This window comes from Prevotella pallens (assembly GCF_900454935.1).
In the GTDB taxonomy this organism is placed as follows: Bacteria; Bacteroidota; Bacteroidia; order Bacteroidales; family Bacteroidaceae; genus Prevotella; species Prevotella pallens.
In genome coordinates, this window is record NZ_UGTP01000001.1 from 1532926 (window position 1) to 1552133 (window position 19208).

The 19208-nt window shown below is 38.9% G+C and carries 13 protein-coding genes; 8 read left to right on the forward strand and 5 right to left on the reverse strand.

The genetic code is table 11. The features are described from left to right. The first annotated feature begins 153 nt into the window (after window positions 1-153). The 4 genes from DX009_RS06520 (at window position 154) to DX009_RS06535 (ending at window position 3659) form a co-directional block, all read left to right on the forward strand. Complete coding sequence (locus DX009_RS06520) at window positions 154-594, forward strand: DUF1648 domain-containing protein (RefSeq protein WP_115083433.1); 441 nt, start codon at window positions 154-156, stop codon at window positions 592-594. Between the two features lie 109 nt (window positions 595-703). Beyond that, entirely contained in the window at window positions 704-1570 is an 867-nt protein-coding gene (locus DX009_RS06525; protein WP_115083434.1) for a tetratricopeptide repeat protein, read from the forward strand. 32 nt (window positions 1571-1602) lie between these two features. Then, window positions 1603-2667, forward strand: coding sequence for a bifunctional 3-deoxy-7-phosphoheptulonate synthase/chorismate mutase type II (locus DX009_RS06530; RefSeq protein ID WP_115083435.1), 1065 nt, complete (start codon window positions 1603-1605; stop codon window positions 2665-2667). Between the two features lie 17 nt (window positions 2668-2684). Beyond that, the gene (locus DX009_RS06535; RefSeq protein WP_115083436.1) at window positions 2685-3659 is read left to right on the forward strand and encodes an endonuclease/exonuclease/phosphatase family protein; all 975 of its coding nucleotides are present in this window, start codon (window positions 2685-2687) and stop codon (window positions 3657-3659) included. 173 nt (window positions 3660-3832) lie between these two features. Here the strand turns inward: DX009_RS06535 and clpB are convergent, their stop codons facing one another. Then, entirely contained in the window at window positions 3833-6421 is a 2589-nt protein-coding gene (gene clpB / locus DX009_RS06540; RefSeq protein ID WP_115083827.1) for an ATP-dependent chaperone ClpB, read from the reverse strand. Between the two features lie 205 nt (window positions 6422-6626). Here clpB and DX009_RS06545 point away from each other — a divergent pair, with 205 nt between their 5' ends. Then, on the forward strand, window positions 6627-7334 hold the full coding sequence (locus DX009_RS06545) for a carboxypeptidase-like regulatory domain-containing protein (protein WP_115083437.1): 708 nt from the start codon (window positions 6627-6629) through the stop codon (window positions 7332-7334). Then, window positions 7322-7978, forward strand: a complete 657-nt coding sequence (locus DX009_RS06550; RefSeq protein WP_115083438.1) for a radical SAM protein — start codon at window positions 7322-7324, stop codon at window positions 7976-7978. Before DX009_RS06545 ends, DX009_RS06550 begins: the two co-directional genes overlap by 13 nt. A 746-nt stretch (window positions 7979-8724) precedes the next feature. Here DX009_RS06550 and DX009_RS06555 read toward each other — a convergent pair. After that, window positions 8725-9168 carry a hypothetical protein gene (locus DX009_RS06555; RefSeq protein ID WP_115083828.1) on the reverse strand — a complete coding sequence of 148 codons (444 nt, stop codon included), beginning with the start codon at window positions 9166-9168 and terminating at the stop codon, window positions 8725-8727. 340 nt (window positions 9169-9508) lie between these two features. On the opposite strand from DX009_RS06555, the gene DX009_RS06560 reads away from it, so the two are divergent. Then, window positions 9509-15148, forward strand: coding sequence for an alpha-2-macroglobulin family protein (locus DX009_RS06560; protein ID WP_115083439.1), 5640 nt, complete (start codon window positions 9509-9511; stop codon window positions 15146-15148). Then, window positions 15135-16070 carry a 4-hydroxy-3-methylbut-2-enyl diphosphate reductase gene (locus DX009_RS06565; protein WP_115083440.1) on the forward strand — a complete coding sequence of 312 codons (936 nt, stop codon included), beginning with the start codon at window positions 15135-15137 and terminating at the stop codon, window positions 16068-16070. The genes DX009_RS06560 and DX009_RS06565 overlap by 14 nt, the downstream gene beginning before the upstream one ends. Before the next feature lie 590 nt (window positions 16071-16660). On the opposite strand, the gene DX009_RS06570 is transcribed toward DX009_RS06565, so the two are convergent. From DX009_RS06570 to fldA, 3 genes are all read right to left on the reverse strand, one after another. Continuing rightward, window positions 16661-17968, reverse strand: coding sequence for an IS5 family transposase (locus DX009_RS06570; RefSeq protein ID WP_115082696.1), 1308 nt, complete (start codon window positions 17966-17968; stop codon window positions 16661-16663). Window positions 17969-18300: 332 nt separating this feature from the next. Then, window positions 18301-18648: a DUF2023 family protein gene (locus DX009_RS06575; RefSeq protein ID WP_006044635.1), complete on the reverse strand. Its 348-nt coding sequence runs from the start codon at window positions 18646-18648 to the stop codon at window positions 18301-18303. 47 nt (window positions 18649-18695) lie between these two features. Further along, complete coding sequence (gene fldA / locus DX009_RS06580; RefSeq protein ID WP_115083441.1) at window positions 18696-19184, reverse strand: flavodoxin FldA; 489 nt, start codon at window positions 19182-19184, stop codon at window positions 18696-18698. Window positions 19185-19208 lie beyond the last annotated feature (24 nt).

A 19208-nucleotide genomic window follows, 5' to 3' on the forward strand; every position in this document is an offset into this window, starting at 1 on the left:
TTCAGCTATCTTCCCACAAAATAAAACTTTCAGCATTATTATTCCATCGCTACAACTAAATTTCGTATCTTTGCAATACCCTATTTTAAGGGTAAAGACAATATTACTGCTGATAATAATCTTAGAAAAATATCTTTATAAAACCATAAACTTATGATATTGAATATTATTATAAAAAAGGTTCTTCCTATTTTAACTTTAGGCATTGGCTTTTCTTTTGCCATTATTGTTGGTTTTAGTAATGTAGAAATCATTCCGTTGCACATAAACATACACGGCGAAGTGGACAACTATGGCTCCAAATGGGAACTATTTATACTCCCTGCTATCGCTTTGCTCATCTATCTGTTGATGTGGTGGTTGGAGAGAAATCCTCAACTCTACAACTTTCCAAGCTCGAAGAAACACAGTCGGAAAGAGCAAGAGAAAATCGGAGTAGAACTCATCAGTTGGCTGAAAGTAATTACTGTTCTAATGTTTGTTCTAATAGAAATTTTGTTGATTGTAAAGCCCAACCTTGTACTTTGGACAACTTTATCCTTCACTGTTCTGTTGCTTTATGTCTGCATTAAATACACATTGAAAGTGCTGTAAACAGGTTGATATGTCGAAAAAAATATGTAAGTTTGCATATTATAAATAACGAACAACTTAAAGACGATGGTTAGTTCCTTCGTTGAACATAAATAAAAATAAAACACGTATGAACTTTTTTCAGAAGCTGTTTGGTGGCAAAGAAGAAACCAAAGAAGAAATAAAAGTACAAAACGAAGCAAAAAATTTCGATGTATTGAAATACGATGGCGTTAGAGCCATGAAAACTGGTGAAGTAGAATATGCAATAAGATGTTTCAAACATGCATTGGAGATAAAAGACGACTTGGAAATTCACGACCACCTTTCTATTGTTTATACATCGAAAGGTATGTTCTCGGAAGCTTACGAAGAACTGCAAACATTAAGTAAGGCGCAACCCGACAATGTCCAAATATTTATTCGCATGGCAAACATAGCCTTCATGATGGAAAACTATGGCGCAATGGCTACAGCGTGTGAAAAAGCTATTCTCTTAGATTCGGAAAATGCAACAGCTCACTACCTATATGCCGAAGCATGCAAAGGACAAGGCGACGACGTAAACACAATTGCGATGGCAACAAAAGCCATCTCTATAGATAACAAGCAAGGCAACGCCTATTTGCTACGCGGAGAAACCTATCTACGCACTCAGCAGCTTAGCGAAGCTGAAGCAGATGCTGATTGGTTGTTGGAACACACAGAAGATAACGAAGATGTACTACTATTAAAAGCAAGAATAGAACGAGCTGCCAATCGCAACAATGACGCAATAGAGTATTTCACAAAAGCCATTGATGCCAACCCATTTTCGTACACTGCATTTAAAGAACGCAGCGAAATGTATTCCTTAATAGGAAACGAGGTAAAAGCAAAAGAAGATGCTGAAAGAGCAGAAGAGCTGATGCCAACAGATGGTAAAGAAAATGCAGAAGAAAACATTGAGAAACAACTCAATGACAAGTATAAACAAATGAATCCCTATGGTTTTTAGTTCAAAAACATAACGGATAACATATTATTATAATGGAATTAGAACTACAACCGTTAGAACTTCCACATAAAGAAAACCAACCCATCATAATAGCAGGTCCTTGCTCTGCAGAAACCGAAGAGCAGGTAATGGATACTGCTCAACAACTTTCAGCTAATGGCTGCAAGATATTCCGAGCAGGTGTTTGGAAGCCACGCACCAAACCTGGGTGCTTTGAAGGCAACGGCGAAAAAGCTCTGCCTTGGCTAAAACGAGTGAAAGACGAAACAGGTATGCTTATCGCCACCGAAGTGGCAACACCAGAACACGTGGAGCTAGCTCTGAAATACGATATGGACATACTGTGGATTGGTGCACGAACAACAACCAATCCGTTTGCCATACAAGCCTTATCCGACCTACTATGCGTTGTAAAGAACATTCCAGTCTTGGTGAAAAACCCTGTAAATCCTGACCTTGAACTATGGATTGGTGCACTGCAACGTTTGAATCAGGCAGGTATAAAACGATTGGGCGTTATCCATCGTGGCTTTTCGAGTTACGAAAAGAAGATATACCGCAACTTACCTATGTGGCAAATTCCCATAGAGTTGCACCGCCGCATACCCGACTTGCCGATTATTTGCGACCCCAGCCACATTGGCGGACGTCGCGAACTCATAGCCCCACTTTGCCAACAAGGTCTTGATTTAGGAGCCGACGGACTTATAATAGAAACCCATTGTAATCCAACCAAAGCATGGAGCGATGCAGAACAACAAGTAACACCCGAACAATTAAACCTTATTCTTTCGCAACTCATCGTACGCGATAAACACACAACAAGCGAAGAACTGCATCAACTACGCTCACAAATAGACGAAATGGATAGTTCGTTGATAAACTTACTTGCCGAACGTTTTAAGCTTTGTCGCGAGATTGGCAAATTTAAGAAGGAGCACAATATGACGGTTTTACAATCGGAACGCTACAACGAAATGTTAGAAAAGTGTAAGCAACAGGCTAACGCATGCGGAATAGATGCTAAATTTGCATCTCGCATTCTCGAAATTATACACGAAGAAAGCGTGCGCCAACAGCTCACTATTCTCAACTAATAACTTACTAACCAACCATGAAACACATATATTTGCTTTTCCTTAGCCTTCTTCCTTGCACAATAATGGCGCAAGAACGTTTACGTATAGTAGAATGGAACGTAGAAAACTTATTTGACACGGAACACGATTCAGAGAAAAACGATTTGGAGTTTACTCCCAATTCGCCTCGCCATTGGACACGCACAAAGTATTGGGAGAAATTAAATAAAGTGGGCCAAGGCATCATTTCATGTGGAGAGGATTCAGCAATGACATATCTGCCTGACTTAATAGGTTTATGCGAAGTAGAAAACGACAGTACAATGATTTTCCTTACACAACGTTCACTATTACGTAAAGCACGCTACCAATACATTATGACTGCTTCCGACGATAGACGTGGCATAGATGTCGCCCTACTCTATTCGCCTTTCACCTTCCGAATAATAAAGGCCGACACCATTCGTATCCCACCATTAAAGAATATGAAACCTACTCGCGACATACTTCACGTAATGGGAGAACTCGTAAATGGCGATACATTGCACGTCATTCTTGTACACGCACCAAGCCGTTCAGGTGGTACTATTTATTCAGAACCTTTCAGAATACACGTTGCCACACAACTTTGTAATACTATTGACTCCATTAAATCAAGTGAAAGAAACGCCAAGATAATAGCAATGGGCGACTTCAATGACTATGCCGACGATAAATCGTTACAGAAGATATATGAACATGAAATGGAAAACATATCACGTTATGCAATAGGAAAGAACGGAGCAAAAGGAACTTATCGCTACCGAGGTGAATGGGGTAGCTTAGACCAAATACTTGTAAGTACGAATTTAGTGTCCAAAGTAAAGCAATGCAGAATAAATGATGCTCCTTTTCTACTTGAAGAAGATAAAAAATATGGAGGAGTAAAGCCGCACCGTTTCTATAATGGAATGCGATACAATGGTGGTTTTAGCGACCATCTTCCATTGGTTCTCGACCTATTATTCTAATTATATATAGTTCTTCAGATACCTAATAATACTTAAATCGAAACATTGTAAACAAAGAACTTCATAAATCATCTGTCGAATAAATATTTCTTATACATTATAATACAAAGAAGCCCTGCCAAAATTCCCAGTGGAATTATGGCAGGACTTTTAGTATTATTTATCGTTCCCTTTTAGTTGTGGAATACCAAACCTTCCCCAAAATCATCTATGATGACAGGCTTTTCCCGACTTACGGTTTCTGCAAGTATAGCCTTACTGAGGTCGTTCAGCACATAGCGTTGTATTGCTCTCTTAACAGGACGAGCACCAAACTCAGGGTCGTAACCCACTTTGGTAAGATATTCTACTGCGCTATCGGTCCATTTCAATGTAAATCCCTGCGGTGCGAGCATTGCTTCTACACGCTTAAGTTGCAAGGTTACTATTTGTGCTATCTCGCTTTGCGTGAGTGGGAGGAACATTATAGTCTCATCGATACGGTTCAGGAACTCTGGACGAATAGTCTGTTTCAACATATCCATCACAGTGTTGCGTACATTGTCTATCACCTCCTGACGGTTATTATCCGTAAGTTTGGCAAATTCTTGTTGGATATATTGCGACCCAAGGTTCGATGTCATAATGATGATGGTATTCTTAAAGTTTACCATACGCCCTTTGTTATCAGTTAGTCGCCCATCGTCAAGCACTTGCAGCAGGATGTTGAACACGTCGGGGTGTGCCTTTTCAATCTCATCGAATAGCACCACTGAATAGGGTTTGCGTCGAACAGCTTCAGTAAGTTGTCCACCTTCATCGTAACCTACATACCCCGGAGGCGCTCCGATGAGGCGCGATACGCTGAACTTCTCCTGATACTCGCTCATATCTATACGCGTCATCATCGTCTCGTCATTGAACAAGTATTCTGCTAATGCCTTTGCCAATTCGGTCTTACCAGTACCTGTTGTACCAAGGAAGATGAAAGATGCAATAGGCTTCTTTGGGTCTTGCAAGCCTGCACGAGAACGGCGAACAGCATTGGCAACGGCACTGATAGCCTCGTCTTGTCCGATGACACGCTTGTGCAGCTCTTCCTCGAGGTGTAGCAGCTTGTCGCGTTCGCTTTGCAGCATTCTTGTAACGGGAATACCCGTCCATCTACTTACTACTTCTGCAATATCTTCGGTAGTAACCTCTTCCCGAATCATCGCTTCACCGCCTTGCGTTGTCTGCAACTGTTTCTGAATATTTTTAATATCGTCTTCTAACGTTTTGAGACGTGAATAACGAATTTCAGCCACACGTTCGTAGTTGCCTTCGCGCTCTGCCTTGTCGGCTTCGAACTTCAAATGCTCAATCTCTTCCTTGTCTTGCTGTATTTTGTTCACCAAGTTTTTCTCACCTTCCCACTTTGCTTTGAAACTCGTTTCCTGATCTTTCAGTTCTGCGATCTCCTTGTCCAACTGTGCAATCTTGTCGGTATCGTTTTCGCGCTTGATGGCTTCGCGTTCTATTTCCAGCTGTTTGAGCCGGCGTGTAATCTCGTCTAACTCTTCAGGAACTGAGTCGCGCTCCATACGAAGCTTTGCTGCAGCTTCGTCCATCAGGTCTATAGCCTTGTCGGGCAGAAATCTGTCAGAGATGTAACGTTCGGATAGTTTGACGGCAGCAATGCAGGCATCGTCCTGAATACGCACTTTATGGTGGTTCTCGTAGCGTTCTTTCAATCCACGAAGTATTGAGATAGCATCTATTTCGCTCGGTTCGTCTACCATTACTGTTTGGAAACGACGTTCGAGAGCCTTATCTTTCTCGAAATACTTTTGATATTCATTGAGCGTTGTTGCACCTATAGCACGTAGTTCGCCTCGTGCAAGAGCTGGCTTCAGAATATTGGCAGCGTCCATTGCTCCCTCTCCACCACCTGCTCCAACAAGCGTATGAATTTCATCAATGAAGAGTATAATGTTTCCTTCAGCGTTAGTAACTTCTTTAACAACACCTTTCAGTCGTTCCTCGAACTCGCCTTTGTACTTCGCACCAGCTACCAATGCACCCATATCCAATGAATAGAGTTGCTTGTCTTTCAGGTTTTCTGGCACGTCGCCACGTACAATACGTTCTGCCAAACCTTCTACAATAGCAGTCTTACCTGTACCTGGTTCGCCTATTAGTATAGGATTGTTCTTCGTTCTTCGTGAAAGAATTTGCAACACGCGGCGTATTTCTTCGTCGCGACCAATTACAGGGTCGAGCTTTCCTGACCGAGCGTATTCAACCAGATTACGTGCATACTTTGATAAAGCCTGATAGTTCTCGTCGCCACTTTGGTTTTGTACCTTCGAACCTTGTCTTAAGTCTTTTATTGCTGCTTTCATAATCTCCTCTGTACAGCCTGCATCTTTTAAAATGCGACTTGCTGAAGAGTTAACTTTTAGCAAAGCAAGCAACAAAGGCTCTATGCTAACGAACTCGTCGCCCATTTTTTGCGACTCATCCATTGTTGTTTGTATCACTTTATTTGCATCGGGAGATAGATATGGTTCGCCTCCTGACACTTTGGGCAAATGAGAAATTTCGCTTTGCACTGCACTTTCTACTATTTGTAGATTAATGCCTGACTTGTGGAAAATGTAGTTCACTACATCTTTTCCTTTCTCCATTATACCAGCAAGTATATGCAATGGCTCAATTACTTGTTGCCCATTACGGCTCGCCAAGTTTATTGCTGCTTGGATAGCCTCTTGTGCTTTAATTGTAAATTTATCTAATGTCATAGTCTGTTTTTTTATTTTTATGTTCTGTTTCTTATATATCAAACTCTATTCCTATATGTTTTAAACTGTCAAAATGGCTAAATTAACGACGTTTTGTCGGTTTATATGTATTTCTGCTTTGTTTTTTAAAAAATTATTTGTAATTTCGCAACATAGACTCTTCGGTATCAGAAGAGAGAAAATAAACTTAAATTACATTCAACTTATGAATAAAGGTAAATCAACTTGCAAGGTTTTAAAGGATATTCGGCAGAAAATAGCCAACGAGAACGGTATTAGTTACGCTCCGAAAGAGTGTCATTATAAAGGTGAATGCAAAGGTACATGCCCCGCATGCGAGGCTGAAGTGCGCTATTTAGAGGAAGAACTTAAACGAAAGAGACGCAATGGTTTTGCCATAAAGTTGGGTGGAATTGCAGCAGGCTTGTGCGCAATGGTTATTCCTGCGCAAGTTGGAGCGCAGAATATAAATAAGGACAGCGTTAAAAACCCTATTCCGCAAGTTAATGCTTTAGACAGTATTGCTGTAAAAGACCTTTCTGAAGGAGCAGAAGATGCGATTGTGGTGCGTGCCCGTTTGATATTTGATGATAATAAAGAACCTATACCAGGGGCATCAGTAATTCTTCAGGGCACAACCAAAGGGACAATAAGCGACATAGATGGTTATTTTGCAGTGAAAGTGCCTCGAGAAACAAATTTGAAAATATCGTATATTGGGTATGAAGAAAAGATTGTTAAGGCTAAAGACTTATTAGAAAATAATAATAGAACCATTGTTTTAAAAGACGATGAGAGATCTATACAAGGTGAAATGGTCCTTGTAGGTGGTATAACATCGGGTCCACGAGACGATGTTTACAACCGAACGACATCTAAATACAAGTCGCACAAGAAGAAATGCAAGAAGTAAAGGCACCCATAATCGGCATCGATCGCCACCGTTTAACCACCGATGGTGAAGGCGTAACTACTCTTGTGGCTTTTCATGGCTGTCCGTTGCATTGCAAGTATTGTCTGAATCCACAATGCTTGTCGCCCGATGGTGTATTAAGAACCATTACACCGAGCGAACTTTATAGCGAAGTAGAGATAGACGACCTTTATTTCGTGGCAACTGGTGGAGGCATTTGCTTTGGTGGTGGCGAGCCTTTATTGCACAGCAAATTCATAGAAGAGTTTGTAAAAATAATGAATCCCGAGTGGTGCATCATATTGGAAACATCGTTGAACGTGCCTTTGAAGCAGCTGGAAATGGTTGCACCGCTTATAAAAGAGTTTATTGTTGATGTAAAAGATATGAACGAACAAACGTATGAAACCTATACTACACAAAGTAATAGATTAGTTACGAGCAACTTAAAATGGCTTGTTGAAAATGGATATACAGATAGAACACTTATTCGTCTACCATTTATACCTTATTATAATACGGAGATTGCACAAAACGAAAGCAAACAACGAGTAGAAGATATGGGCTTCCATCGTTTTGATAAGTTTAGGTATAGTGTGAAACATATGTGTAGTGAACAGGACAATAATGATATTGAGATGTGAAGTCGTGTATTATTATAAAAGTTAGATAATGCCATACAAAGACACAAAAAAAGACTTCCAGTTTAGAAGAATATTATCATATAGAATTAATTATTTCATTTTAGCATAGCAAAGTACCAGTTTTATACTCAAAAGCATATACGTTTACTGCATAAAAGTCTCAGTATAAAAGAGGGTGATTGCAACCTCTTCTACTCCTATATAATGAAACCCTAATAACTATTGTTAGCCAGTAACTTATACTAACATTTTAATGAAAACACAGCAGAGTAAAGGTATTCATAATTCTCATCTGAATAAGCATCTTCCAAGTATTACGATATATTTTCATAAGGGGGGTAATTTTTTATGATATCTAATTTACAACTGACAGATATCTGAGACGAATGAGACAGATATCTGAGACGAACGTGACAGATATCTAAAAAAAGAGTAACTAAAATACGAGAGGGGCTATTTAATTTGTAAGTAAACAATAGTTACTACTCAACCTTCTCATCTATTTACTACTGAGTCCATATTCTGTTTTATTGCTGAACAAGTTGATAGACTTTATAATGCTGACGTAACAATACTGTTGACTATAACGACAACCAAGATGTGAGCATGAGAATAAAAGATGACAGGAACCAATATTCTTAACCAATGCATAAAGGTGTTATAACCAAACAAACATCTTTATTTTAAATACGAAGTAGATAGAGACACTTCGAAGAATGCAAACTAAAAGCTCATTTCTTGTTTTCTCATTTTATTCTAATACACACCTCACCACTATACCCATCTTTTGCATTGTGTAACGAAACACCATATACAGGAACTTTCTTACGAACAGACAGTGTATGGTAGAGTTCGGTTTGATTGTCTATATATCCACGTTGAACATTCTGATTGTCGTAAATATAGATGCGACCAATAGGCTCAGATGCATTCATAGCATAACCTAAGAATATTCCCAAATCTTCTTTCTGTACAGCATTAGCAAAATCTAATTGGTAATGTAAGTATCCTACACTACAAAGAAGCTCGCCATTACTATAGAGTTTCTTCACTTCATTAATCTCTAAAGGCTTGTATGGTAATGAAGTTATGTACTTCTCTGACTTTCTTTTCAGTATTTTTGTTCTATTAGCCAATAATATTACACACAGCACTGTAACTAAAATTAGAAGAATGTTTGTATATACCATATATTTATTATAATTTATTTCTTTTTTATCGTTGCGAAAATGCAACAACATAAGCAAGATACTTTATATGTGCAAAGATATAAAAAACAATTAAAAATGTATTTCTACACTACTAAAAATATCTTTTGTTCGCATTATCCAAGATAAAATTGTACCTTTGCGCTATTATAAGAAATGGATCTTTGCATATATGAACATATAAAATTATGAGTCGAAACGCAAAGAAGATTACAAAAGAGTGAGAATAAAAGATGTTGTAGATATATGATTTATAAGTCGTTTATCATTCAAAACAACAGTTTGCACCTGTTTTTCAATTATTTCTAAAAAGAAAGATGTTATGAGAAAACTATTAACTGTACTTACATTATTATTTATGGTGTCATTCAATCTGTTTGCACAGAGCTACGGCGAATTGTGGAAACAAGTAGACGTAGCACGGGGTAAAGATTTGCCCAAAACACAATTAGCTGTTTTAAAGAAGATTGTTAGCAAGGCGCAAAAAGAGAAATCGTACGGTAACTTGTTAGCAGCTGAGTTGCTAACCTCAAGTTTGCAGACACAAATATCGCCCGATTCGGTTGATACGGAAAAGGCTCGCCTGAAGGAACTCTGTGATAAAACAGAGAAAACAGATAAGGTATTGCACGCCGTTTACTGCTGTGCGTTGGGCAAACTCTTCGATAGAGACGATGCCGAAGATAATTCGAGCACCACTTACTTCGATAAAGCAATGGAAAATCCTGCCTTATTGGCAGACGTACAATATAGTAAATATGCCCCATTGATAAAAGGTGGAAAGAACGATGCCATATTTAAGAACGACCTTCTACACGTTATTGCGTTCGAATCTAGACAATATAATAAGGCAGATAAATATTATACGTCTGTCGGCAACCGCGAAGCAGCGTGTTACAGTGCTTATCTGAATGTGGAAGACGCTAACGACAAGGCAGCCTTAGACTCGCTTATAGCGCGTTACGGCGATTTACCTGTATGTGGGAGTGTGGCTGTAGCGAAGTATAGGTATTTGGTTAATGCTGAAGATATTAGTGCAAAACAGCGAATCGAATATATAGACGATGCCGTGAAACGTTGGGGAACATGGGAAGAATTAAACTATCTGCGCAACGAACATGAACGCCTCACTGCGCCAATGTTTAAGATGTGGACTGAAAATAATGTAGGTATACCTCATAAAGAACAGACTATAGAAAACATTAAAGTAAGGAATATCAACGACTTGACGTTGAAAATAACACGCACAACACTGACGGGCGATAACAAATTAGCCCCTAGCTATCGCCCAGATTTAGCAAAGATAAAAGCAAAACTACAGCCTGCTACCACGAAAATTGTTAAGCGTAATTATCCATCGTATGCTCCTTACGAGGAAATCGAGGACTCACTACAACTTCCAAGCTTAGAGGAGGGCGTCTATTTGTTGGAACTGACTTCATCAAACAAGCGATTGGCTCCACAATATGAGCTGTATTATGTTACCAACCTATATCTAATTGCAGAAAAACAGCCAAATTCTAAGGTACGATATGTCGTGGTTAATTCAACAACAGGACAACCTGTGCCGAATGCAAAGATAAAACTAACAATAGAAGGTCCCTACGGCAAGCCAGCCACTGTAAAATTTGTTGAGACCAATGCACATGGAGAAGCTTACTACAGTTATTCCAATGGTGTTCCAGACGAGGTGTATGTGTCTACAAATACCGACAAAGCATGCCCTAGCTCTAGTCTTAGAACAAACTATGAATATGAGGTTACAACTCCGTATGAAGAGATTTACGACCTATTTACCGATAGAGAAATTTATCGTCCTGGACAAACTGTGCATGCTTCGGTCGTTGCTTATAGTCAAGATAATAAGACTTTGAAGAGTAAAGCGCTTGCAAACGAAAGTGTAAGTCTAATATTAAGAGACGCAAACGATGAAGATATAACTTGGAAAGAGGTTGTTACAGATGAGTTTGGTACTGCTTCTGCTGATTTCGAACTACCTAAAAACTTACTTACAGGCGACTTCGGTATCTATGCAAATAGTGATAGAAGTGGCTTTGTGAACTTTAAAGTAGAAGAATATAAGCGTCCTACATTCACGGTAGAGGTAGACGAATATAAAGAAAAATACGCTATTGGCGATACCATAAAACTAAAAGGACATGCAAAAACTTATTCGGGTATGCCTGTTCAAGGTGCAAATGTTCTGTATACAGTCTATCGTCGTGCCGCATTATGGTGTTGGTATGATACAGAAAACGAGGATTTGGTTTACGAAGGTAAAGCCGTAACCGACGAAAAGGGCGACTTCGAAATCACATTACCCTTTATATTCCCTGACGAAAAGAATAGTAAGAAGACAAGAAAGCGCAGCAATTGGCAGTCAGCAAGGTTTTACAGCTTCGATGTAGATGCTGATGTTACCGACCTTGCAGGCGAGACCCGCTCTGCAAGTACATCGCTACCATTAGGTACAAAGCCCGCAATGCTAACAAGCGATATGCCCGACAAAGTGTTGAAAGATAGTTTACGCCAGATTAAGTTCTCTTATCTGAATGCTGCAGGTACGGCTATTGACGGAAACGTGCGCTATGCTATAGCATCTTATAAGAGTAAAACTCCATCGTTTAGCAAGTATACAACAGTAGAAGCTAATAAGGTTGTAGATCTGAAACCATTACAGTCAGGTCATTATATGTTACAAGCTATTTGTGAAAAAGATACATTAGAGCAAGAATTTGTTGTATTCTCAATGGACGACAAGTGTCCTGTTATAGAGACACACGATTGGTTCTATATAAATGAAAATAAGTTCTCAAATAATGGAAAGCCTGTTTATGTGCAATTTGGTGCTACAGATGCCGATCAACACATTGTTTATTCTATCTTCTCAGGTGATAAAGTGATTGATAGTGGGACTATTGATCAAAGCAATAGCCTTACTACTTGGAAACTAACATATAAGGAAGAGTATGGCGATGGCATTGTTTTGAATCTTGCATGGGTAAAGAATGGCAAGCTATACACGCATAATGAAAACATTGGACGTCCTATGCCAGACAGACATCTAAATGTGAAGTGGACTACCTTCCGTAATCTATTGTTGCCTGGACAGAAAGAAGAATGGACGCTTAATGTATGCTATCCCGACGGAAAGCCAGCAAAGGCGCAGCTTATGGCAACACTTTACGACAAGAGTCTTGACCAAATTGCAGAGCACTTGTGGGACTTTTCTTCTTCATACACTAATAATCTTCCAGCCTATATAGAGTGGAGCAGCTTCAATTTCCCAATCTTAGACTTCTATGAAGTAGCAAACTACAAGTCGTTAACTGAATCTTCACTATCTCTTGCAAGATTCGATGCACGCTTTGTAAATGGTTTAAGTTTTAATCAACTATTCATTCGAGGAACCCGTTTTGCAGCAGAAACAAAGGAATTTGCAAAGATGGAATCTATGAAACTAAATGAAACGCTACAAGGTAATGCTCCAGGAGTAAAGGCTGAAAGAAGCACTGTTAAGTTCACTGCTCCCGTTATAAAAGAGGATAGCGATGTTCGTGAGGAGGCTGATGTAGACTATGCTGTTGCCGACTCTACCTCTGTCCCTGGAAAAAGAGGTTCTAATAATGTCCAATTGCGTGAAAATCTTAATGAGACAGCATTCTTTTATCCACGTCTGAACACTGATACCAACGGAAATGTAAGCATTAAATTCACGTTGCCAGGAAGTCTTACTACCTGGCGCTTCATCGGTCTCGCACACGATAAGGACATAAATTATGGTATGCTAACCGATGAAGTGGTAGCTAAAAAGACTGTAATGGTGCAGCCCAATATGCCTCGTTTTGTTCGTATGGGCGACGAAGCGATGCTCTCAACACGTATTTTTAATTCGTCAGATAAAGCTGTCAATGGCAAGGCTACTATGGAAATACTTGATGCTGAAACTGAGAAGATTCTCTACACCGAAAGCAAAGACTACGCTTTAGAGGCGAACGGAACAACAACGGCAACGTTCTCATTAGCAAGTTTGCTGTCGGAAGAAGGTGCTAACAAACTCTCTGTTGCCAACGATGGTATACTTATTGTGCGCATCATAGCCAGTGGCGATGATTATTCTGACGGAGAACAGCAATATTTGGCAGTACTTCCAAATCGCGAATACATAGTAAACACTTATCCGTTTACGCAAAACAAGGCAGGAGAGAAGAGTATTGACCTTACAAAACTGTTCCCAACAAACACCACAGATCAACGATTGACGATTGAATATACCAATAATCCAAATTGGTTGATGATACAAGCCTTGCCATTTGTTGCAGATGCGACTGAGCATAACGCTATTAGCTTGGTATCAGCTTACTATGCCAACAGCTTAGCAAGTAAAGTTTTAAAGACATCACCTAAGATACGACAAACTATTGAAAGCTGGAGAAGCGAACAAGGAAGTGAAACCTCATTGATGTCAGCGTTAGAAAAGAACCAAGACTTGAAAGAGTTTGCTCTTAAAGAAACACCTTGGGTAATGGAAGCAAAGAACGAAAGAGAGCAGAAACAAATGCTTGTGCGTTTCTTCGACGAGAATCAGATAAAGTATAACTTGTCGTCTACTATTGAAGCACTAACTGAATTACAAAACCCAGATGGTTCTTTCTCTTGGTGGGAGAATATGCCAGGTAGCTTCTATATGACGATTGAAGTGGTGAAAACCCTGACCCGCTTGAACGTGTTGATGGGCGAAAAAGATGAGAAAACCGAAGATATGCTACGTTTTGCATTTGCTTTCTTAGACAAAGAAGTGGCTGGACGTGTTGCAGAGATGAAGCGTCTGCAACGCAAAGGATATAAGAACATCTTCCCATCTGATGCGCTTTGCGACTATTTGTACAGCAATGCATTGGCAAAACGCAAGACAACAGCAGATATAACCTATCTTATCGACCTGTTAGCAAAGAAACCTGTAGATTTAACGATATATGGCAAGGCTAATACGGCGGTTATCTTGCAGCAGTACCAACAGACACTAAAGGCTAAGGAATACTTGCAAAGCATCAAGGAATATACTGTTTACAAGGAAGAAATGGGCAGATATTTCGATACAAAGAAAGCTTATTACAGTTGGTTCGATTATAAGATACCAACGCAAGTTGCGGCAATAGAAGCGTTCAAGACAATAGCTCCAGACAACAAGCAGATTATTGAAGACTTACAACGTTGGCTTTTACAGTCGAAACGTACACAAGCGTGGGATACGCCAGTGAATTCTGTAGACGCTATTTGGGCATTTATGAATAACGGTCAGTGGACAATGGACAATGGCGAAGCAAGCATTTTAAAACTCGATGGAAAGGTTATGGAACTTCCAAAAGTTACTGCAGGTTTGGGATATGTGAAGGTAACACAGCCTGTGGCAGTTAATTCGCATAATGCAAATGACGGAGTAGAAGTTGCAAACACGCTCACCGTAGAGAAAACAAGCAGCGGAACAAGTTGGGGGGCAGTGTATGCACAGTTCTTCCAGCCTGTTACAGAGATAAAGGCAAGCAATGCAGGACTAACCATAAAGCGCGAATTGTTTGTACGAAAAAGCAACAACAATACAAAAGATGTCGTTCAGGCAAAGGTTGGCGACAAACTTGTGATACGTATTACAATTGTGGCAGACCGTGATTACGATTTTGTTCAGGTATCCGACAAACGTCCTGCGTGCCTTGAACCCGTAGCACAAACCAGTGGATACCAAGAAGGCAGCTACTACATAGCACCAAAAGATTACTGCACAAACTATTATTTCGATATGATGGCAAAGGGAACTCACATCGTGGAAACAGAGTATTTTGTAGACCGTGAGGGTATTTATCAATCGGGAACATGTACAGCACAATGTGCTTATGCCCCTGAATATACAGGCAGAGAAGGGGCTATTAAAATAAAAGTGAATAATAACAATGCTTCAAATTGAGATAGATGAAGGCAGTGGCTTCTGCTTCGGAGTTACAACTGCCATAAAAAAAGCTGAAGAAGAACTGAAAAAAGGGAGACAATTGTATTGTCTTGGCGATATAGTACACAACAGTATGGAAGTGGAAAGGCTTACTAATCGTGGTTTAACTACCATTAACCACGACCAATTGCGCGAACTTCACAATGCAACAGTATTGCTACGAGCTCATGGTGAGCCCCCCGAAACTTACGAATTGGCGCGAAAGAACAACATAGAAATTATAGATGCAACTTGTCCCGTCGTGTTAGCACTTCAACAACGCATAAAAAATCAATATGAAAAAGATGGCAATAATGTTACAAACAAGCTAAAGAGGGTTGATTTAGAAGTGGAACTGAAAAATGAAGAAAAGGCTAATACATCGCAGATAGTCATATTTGGTAAGCCTGGACATGCCGAAGTATTAGGCTTGGTAGGTCAAACTCATAGTCATGCCATAGTAATAGAGAAGTTCGAAGATGTACAACAACTCGACTTTAATCACAATATCTACCTCTATTCACAGACTACAAAGAGTTTAGACGAGTTTCATCGCATTATAAAATATATACAGCAACACATATCTAAGGATGCTAAATTTCGTAGCTTCGATACTATCTGTAGACAAGTTGCCAACCGAATGCCAAACATTTCACAGTTTGCAGCAAAGCACGACCTTGTTCTCTTCGTTGCTGGGCGTAAAAGTTCTAACGGCAAAGTGTTGTTCCACGAATGTCTAAGCGTGAATCCCAACTCGCATCAGGTAGAAAGTGCTGACGAGATAGACATGGAATGGTTTAAAAATGTACACACTGTTGGAATCTGTGGAGCTACTAGCACTCCGAAATGGCTAATGGAAGAATGCCGCGATGAGATACTCCGGCAAACAAACGAAAGCTAAGTTTGCAGCCTGCTACATACTTCACAGTTTGTTCATACGCACCTAGAAAATACTTATATTCCACTCGTGATATAACATAACCATTATCACGAGTGGTTTTAGTTTGTATCTCATAAATAGTATGCAAAAGGAATATTCGCAGTAGAAAACTTATCGCAATACTCTACTTTATAACTAAAACATAACAAAATGTATACAAATATTTTCCACAACCATTTCAATAGTTCAACCATCTATTTGTTAATAGTCAATACTTTACATTGTAAAAGCAAAATATAAGAACAAACTGTAAGCAATACCAATAATTTGCTTATAAATCAAATAGAATGATTCTGATTTTAGTTACCACATTCTCAGACGTCTATCACGCTCGTTTCAGATATCTATCACATTCGTCTCAGATATCTATCAGATGTAAATTAGATATCATAACAAATTACACCTCTTATGGATTTATGTTATAATACCTGATAGATAGTTATTAAGATGAGGAATATAAATGCTTTTATTCTACATTGTTTTTATTTGATTATTATTATAAGAATTTGAAAAACAATGCACTATTCATAATTTTGTTATATAGTCATCCCTTAAAAACTATATTTCAGCATAAAGCCTGTACTGACAAGCTCTATGCTGATTCTTTTTATAAGGTACAAAAGAACTCTCATAGCTCTTTTGAAGTTATATGCTGCCGCAGCTAATAATACATTGATAGCATCTCCTTTCACACCTTTATAAAAGTTGCGAGATAATCGGTGGTCTGCTTTAAGATGTCCTATTGTTGGTTCTATACCTGCTCGTTTACAAAATAGTTTGTGTTTCTTTTTCTTTTGGTAGTAGCTGTCTTTAGCTTTAGGAACGTCTGGAATGAGTATCTTTGTCTTCCCAATCTGCTTTATACCTCTATACCCTCTATCTCCTGCTAACTTATCAACCTGCTTTCCTGTCATCCTTTGGGTTTGTTCCAATGTCTTTTCAATAGTATGTCCATCATATTCATTCCTAAAAGAACATGCACCAAGAATAAGTCCTGACCATGAGCGAAGAATAGATACTTTATTGCCAAACTCATATTGCTTATGCTCCTTACCTTTGCTGATACAAACTACATCTGGTTCGTGCAGAGAATATACTTTGTTCTTTGACTTCCTATTCTGAGAAAGAACTTTGTAATATAGCTCAAACATATTCTCATACCCTTTCTTTCCCCCAAGATTACGCTCTAGCTCTCTTACCAATCTTCCTGCTATGGTTCTTAGTTGTCTATCTGCCTTAAGAGCTTTCTTACGATTCTTGGGATGATTACGAAAACGTTGGGAACGGTAAATGCCTTTCAACGTACGCGTATAACTCTGTCGTAGAGGAAGACTCTTGTCATGAACTATCTTCAGAACGTTTTTGATTATCTTTTTATGCAACTTCGCATCTGTAGGATAGGTTATATTCTTCTCCTGTACAGTAGAATCAATGAAAGCAGTATCAAAATGATCTTCGTCATCATGGTCGGTATTAACGCGGATACTTTCTGCTAATATTAACTCCATACCTTCCTCGCCTATACGATTTCTGAAGTGAACTAACTCGGAAGCGTCACAGGGTTGTTTTGGCATAAATTCAAGTCCACCACAGAAATATTGGTAGTAAGCATTCTCGCTCCATTGAAAAACAACCATTTCATCCGACACATTACGCAAATGTTTTAAAATTAAAAGACCACACATCAGGCGAATTGGATGAGCCGGGCGACCGTTAGTGCTGCAATACAAAGGAGAAAAAGCATTTTCAAAACTCTCCCAATTAATCTTATTACTAAGTTGGAAAAGGGGATGTTGATGACTAAGCATATCCTCTAAGGAAGAGAACATAGAGAGCTGTTTGGATGTACGTTTAAGCATAAATATCTGCAAGAATTATAGTGTAAAGGTACAAAAACTTGCAGATATTTGCAAATAATTTATAGCATAATATACTATGAATCAGAGGATTTTTAGGTTTATAAGGGTAGACTATATAGAGATGAGAGCCATTGCAACTACTTCTTTTTTCCCAAGCTCATATTTATGAATGCATGATATAAGAACAAACTGTGAGAAATAAAAACAAAAAGAAAAGGCTGACTTCACAGTCGGCCTTAATCCTATACAAAAACATTATGAAATAATTTTATTTCGCGAACAAGATTTTTTATTTAGTAATATAGTATGGTCTCCACCATTACTATTTTTTTTTATTGTATCTGGTTGCATATACGGCATTTTCTTTCGCAATAGCGTTCGCACTGCACCCTGATATCGTATCCTAACATAGCCCCGAGAATAAAATCCTCTTCTGGCGAAAGTTGGTTAAGGGGCTTTGTTATTATTAAACGTATTGCATCTAAACACTCTTTACGTCCAAAGAATAGGTTTAAACAATTGTTTCCTACAGGTTGAATAATATAAGGTATTTGCTGGCTGTGGAGGCGTGCAACAACAAAATCTTGATATTTCTTGTTGAAAGTATATAATACCATTTGTCGTACTCCTTTTTTGAACTCATAAATATGGTTCAATAAAACCTTCATATCATTAGCCATATCTTCTATTATGCCTATGAATGTTTAGATACAATGCATATTTACTTTTATAGAGAACCTTTAATGCTGTCTAACCACGCATCAATTCTACCTTCAGTTTTATCGTCTTCATTGACATCATCAAGAGGAAGCCCAATGAACTTACCATCAACAACAGCATCGCTATCATCGAATGTATAACCGTCAGTAGAAAAACTTCCTATTATGTTTGCACCTTCAGCTGCATCGTAGATTTCTTTCATAGCAGCGCAGAATGTATCAGAATAAGACTCACTATCGCCGCAACCGAAAATAGCAACAGTCTTACCAGAGAGGTCAGCTTCTTTCAAAACATTTACACCGTCGTACCAATCGTCTTGTAATTCGCCTGCTCCCCAAGTAGAAGTACCAAGGATAAGGTTATCGTGATTGGCAATAGTGTCAGCTGAAAAATCTGTAACGTTGATAGCTTCTACACCTAATTTTTCTGCAATGATGTTTGCAATATTCTCACATGTACCGGTTGATGAACCGAAAACTACTATTGTACTCTTCATATTCGTATTGATATTTTGTTACAT